Source organism: Micromonospora sp. M51 (assembly GCF_018070305.1).
In the GTDB taxonomy this organism is placed as follows: Bacteria; Actinomycetota; Actinomycetes; order Mycobacteriales; family Micromonosporaceae; genus Micromonospora; species Micromonospora parva.
Map to the genome: position 1 here is coordinate 1 of NZ_JAGPXZ010000527.1, position 4,431 is coordinate 4,431.

The 4,431-nt window shown below is 69.0% G+C and carries 4 protein-coding genes; all 4 read left to right on the forward strand.

Translation table 11 applies throughout. The features are described 5' to 3' along the window. The first annotated feature begins 232 nt into the window (after window positions 1-232). Genes KBX53_RS23690 through KBX53_RS23705 form a run of 4 tightly spaced genes read left to right on the forward strand, consistent with a single transcriptional unit; the run spans window position 233 to window position 4,408 of the window. Window positions 233-1,186 (forward strand): carbohydrate ABC transporter permease, encoded by a 954-nt coding sequence (locus KBX53_RS23690; RefSeq protein ID WP_030330611.1) that lies wholly within the window; start codon window positions 233-235, stop codon window positions 1,184-1,186. Beyond that, on the forward strand, window positions 1,183-2,013 hold the full coding sequence (locus tag KBX53_RS23695; protein ID WP_210861717.1) for a carbohydrate ABC transporter permease: 831 nt from the start codon (window positions 1,183-1,185) through the stop codon (window positions 2,011-2,013). The genes KBX53_RS23690 and KBX53_RS23695 overlap by 4 nt, the downstream gene beginning before the upstream one ends. Before the next feature lie 8 nt (window positions 2,014-2,021). Further along, complete coding sequence (locus KBX53_RS23700) at window positions 2,022-3,203, forward strand: mandelate racemase/muconate lactonizing enzyme family protein (protein ID WP_210861719.1); 1,182 nt, start codon at window positions 2,022-2,024, stop codon at window positions 3,201-3,203. Then, on the forward strand, window positions 3,200-4,408 hold the full coding sequence (locus KBX53_RS23705) for a fumarylacetoacetate hydrolase family protein (protein WP_210861721.1): 1,209 nt from the start codon (window positions 3,200-3,202) through the stop codon (window positions 4,406-4,408). Before KBX53_RS23700 ends, KBX53_RS23705 begins: the two co-directional genes overlap by 4 nt. Window positions 4,409-4,431 lie beyond the last annotated feature (23 nt).

Genomic DNA, 4,431 nt, shown 5'->3' on the forward strand with positions numbered 1-4,431 from the left:
GACCAGCCTGCCGCAGATCGTGTTGGGGTTCGAGGCCAAGACGCCGGACATCCGCAAGGTGGTCGTGCAGAACGTCGTCGCTGCCCTGCAGGGCAAGACCGACCTGAAGTCGGCACTGGACCGCGCCCAGCAGCAGGCGACCGAACTGGTCCGCTGACCGCTCGACACGGCGACGCTGCCGGCGCGACGATCCGTGCGCCGGCAGCGTCCTTCCCCAGAAGGATCGAACCCGATGACTGTGGTCGAGCAGACCGGAGCACCGAAGACAACATCCCCAGGCCGGGCCCGGCGTCGGCCCAGCCCCCTGGGTAGCAAGTGGACGCCGTACCTCTTCCTGGCCCCCGCCGCGCTGTTCATCCTCGTCTTCCAGGCGGTACCCCTGCTCCAGGAGGTGTACCTCAGCTTCACCAGGACGAGGCTGCTCAACCCCACCCGCAGCGAGTGGGTCGGGCTCGACAACTACAACCGGATCTTCGGCGACCCCGAGTTCCACCGCACCCTGCTGATCACCATCGTCTACGTGATCACCTGCGTCGTCGTCGCGATCGGCGCCGGGCTGGTCGTCGCGCTGCTGCTCAACAAGAAGTTCCGGGGTCGTGGCGTGGCGCGGGCGCTGGTGACGGTGCCGTGGGCCGCCCCCGGTATCGCGGTCGCGCTCATCGCCACCTGGATGCTCAACGCGCAGTACGGCATCGTGAACCGCTTCCTCGACGCCGTGGGGCTCGGGGTGCCCGGCGGCGCCATCCTGGACAGCCCGCGCTACGCGCTCCCGGCGGTGCTCGCCACGACCATCTGGCAGCTGTTCCCGTTCACCTCCGTGGTGCTGCTCTCCGCGCTGCAGTCCGTTCCGCAGGACCTCAACGAGGCCGCGACCGTCGACGGCGCGGGACGGTGGGCCACCTTCCGCGCCGTCACCTGGCAGGTCATCAAGCCGACAGTCGGTCTGCTGGCCCTGCTGATGACGATCTGGTCGCTGCGGCGGTTCGAGCTGATCTGGCTGATGACCAAGGGCGGGCCGGTCGGGGCCACCGAGACGCTCGTCATCGACCTCTACTCGCAGGCGTTCGACTCCAAGGAACTCGGATCGGCGGCGGCCATCGGCATGGTCGGCGTCGTCATCTCGCTCATCGTCATCATCGGCAGCCGCCTGGTCGCCCGTGCCGTGGAGAAGGGGGACGTCCGATGAGGCGCTTCCGTTTCGGTGTCACCGCACGGATCGTCGCCGTGCTCGTCGTGCTGGGTGTCGCGGTGTTCCCGCTGTACTGGATGTTCGTCACGGCGCTGTCCAGCAACAGCGACCTCTTCGCCGACCAGCCCCGGCTCACGCCGGACCTCGGCCAGTTCGGGGTCTTCGTGGACGCGCTGGCCGAGGGCAAGGCCGCGGGTTGGCTGCTCAACAGCCTGATCATCGCCGTCGGCACCATGGTCGTCTCCGTCGGTCTGGGCATCCCGCTCGGCTACGCGCTGTCCCGGTTCTCGTTCTGGGGCAAGGCCGTGCTGACCGTCGTGCTGCTGTTCACGCAGATGCTTCCCGAGGCGCTCATGGTCGTCCCGCTGTTCGCGCTGTTCCGCCGCTTCGAACTGCTCGACTCGCTGGCCGGCCTCGTCCTCGTCAACTCCGCTTTCGTGCTGCCGATCGTCGCCTTGATCCTCAAGGGCGCCATCGACGGCATCCCGAAGGAGTTGGAGGAAGCCGCCCGCGCCGACGGCGCCCGGCCGTTCACCACCCTCACCCGCATCAACGTGCCGCTCATCGCCCCGTCGATCGCGGCCACCGCGGTCATCGCCTTCTTCCACGCCTGGAACGAGTACGTGTTCGCGGTGACCTTCATCTTCAACCCCGACCTGCAACCCGCCTCCGTCGGCATCGCGAACTTCATCGGCGAGCTGGGAACACCGATCCAGACGGTGATGGCTGTCGCCTTCCTGTTCACACTGCCCGCCGTCGCCTTCTACCTGTTGGTCCAGAAGTACGTGGTGTCCGGCATGACCGCCGGTGCGGTGAAGGGTTGAGCCGAAAGATGAAGATCATCTCTGTCGACACGCTGGTCGTCGACTTCTACCGCACGAACCTCGTCATCGTGCGCGTGCACACCGACGAGGGGATCACCGGGCTCGGTGAGGCCACCCTGGAGGGCAAGGAACGCGCCGTCCAGGGTGCGATCGCCGAGCTGGCCGAGGCGGTGGTGGGCCTGGATCCCACCAGCATCTCGAAGATCCTCTACGAGACCGCGCGGGACTGGTACTGGCGCGGCGGCCCGGTCATCATGACCGCGTTGAGCTCGCTGGAGATGGCCCTGTGGGACATCTCGGCGCGTGAGCTGGGCGTCCCGGTCTCCCGGCTGCTCGGCGGCGCGACCCGGGACCGGGTCCGCGCGTACGCGAACGGTTGGTTCTCCGGCGCCGTCACACCGGAGGACTACGCGGCCGCCGCGCGCCGCACGGTGGAGTCCGGCTTCCGGGGCCTCAAGTGGGACCCGTTCGAAAACTACGACCTCACCATCACCACCGCACAGTTGGACCGGGTGCTGGCCCAGATCGACGCCGTCCGTCAGGCGGTGGGCCGCGATGTCGAACTGTTCGTCGAGGGGCACGGCCGCTTCGACGTCCGCCACGCCATCAAGGTCGCCAACGAGATCGCCCAGTTCGACCCGGTGTGGTTCGAGGAGCCGTGCCCACCGGACAATCTTGACGCGCTCGTCGACATCCGTCGCGCGTCGCCGGTGCCGATCGCGGCGGGGGAGCGGTGGTACGGCCGGCAGGGTTTCGCCCCGGCGCTGGCCCGCCAGGCCGTCGACTTCGTCCAGCCCGACGTGACGCACGCCGGTGGGATCGCCGAGCTGGCCTTCATCTCCACGCTCGCCGCGACCAGCTACGTGGGGTTCGCGCCGCACAACCCGAGCGGCCCCCTCAGCACCGCCGCGACGCTGCAACTCGGGGCGACGCTGCCCAACTTCCGGTACCTGGAGATCATGGCGACCGACGTGCCGTGGCGTCCGGAGATCACCAACGAGCGGCTGGTGCTGACCGAGGACGGCGACATCCTCATCCCGAACGGGGTCGGCCTGGGCATCGAGGTGGATCTCGCCGCGATCGAGCAGCACCCGTTCACACCCCATCCGCTGCGGATGTTCCAGGACGCCGTCTACGACATCCGTCCCCGCGACGAGCGGTCCTTCTTCAACCTGGAGAGCGACTCATGACGGTGCCACGGCCGCGAGGGCAGGCCGCGGGTGCGGACTGGGTGGGCACCGCCGCCGAGGCGTTGCCGGACGACCCCGACAGCGTCCTCATCGGCCGGATCTGGGATCCGACCGGCGACGGCCCCTCACCGGTGACCGTCCGCGACGGCGAGGTCATCGACCTCAGCCACCGGTTCCCGACCGTCCGCGACATCTGCGAGCTGCCCGACCCGGCCGCGACGGTCGCCGGGATCGACGGGCCGAGGGTGGGTGACTTCGGGGAGATCCTGGCCAACACGGCGGCCGCGACCCGGGACCGCGACCACCCCTGGCTGCTCGCCCCGGTCGACCTCCAGGCGCTCAAGGCCGCCGGCGTGACCTTCCCCATCTCCATGATCGAACGGGTGATCGAGGAACGGGCGCGGGGAGACCTCGCGCTGGCGGCGGACATCCGTCAGCGCATGCTCGACGATGTCGGCGTCGACCTGCACAACCTGGCGGCCGGCTCACCGGAGGCGGACCGGCTCAAGAGCCTGCTGGTGGCCGAGGGCATGTGGAGCCAGTATCTGGAGGTGGGGATCGGCCCGGACGCCGAGATCTTCACCAAGGGACAGATCCTCTCCGCCGTCGGCACCGCCGTCCCGGTCGGCGTGCTCGCCGCGTCGACCTGGAACAACCCGGAGCCCGAGGTCACGCTCATCGTCGCGTCCAGCGGCCGGGTCGTCGGCGCCACCCTCGGCAACGACGTGAACCTGCGCGACATCGAGGGCCGCTCGGCGCTCCTGCTCCCGCTGGCGAAGGACAACAACGCCTCCTGCGCCCTCGGGCCGCTGATCCGGCTCTTCGACGACCGATTCGGTATGGATCGGGTCCGCGAACTCGAAGTGCGTCTGGAGGTTCGCGGTGTGGACGGCTTCCACCTGGAGGCGGTCTCGGAGATGACCCGGATGTCGCGTGATCCGCAGGAGCTGGTCCGGCAGCTGATCGGGCCGCACCACCACTATCCCGACGGCGCCGCCCTGATGCTCGGCACCATGTTCGCGCCCATCCAGGACCGGGACCGCCCCGGCGAGGGCTTCACCCACAAGGTCGACGACGTGGTACGGATCAGCTGCCCGGCGCTCGGCACCCTGGTCAACCGGGTGCGGCACGCGGAGGAGTGCGAGCCCTGGCACTTCGGAGTCCGCGATCTGATGGGCAATCTGGTGAGGAGAGGACTGCTGTGAACGTGGTCAGCACTGTCGATCCG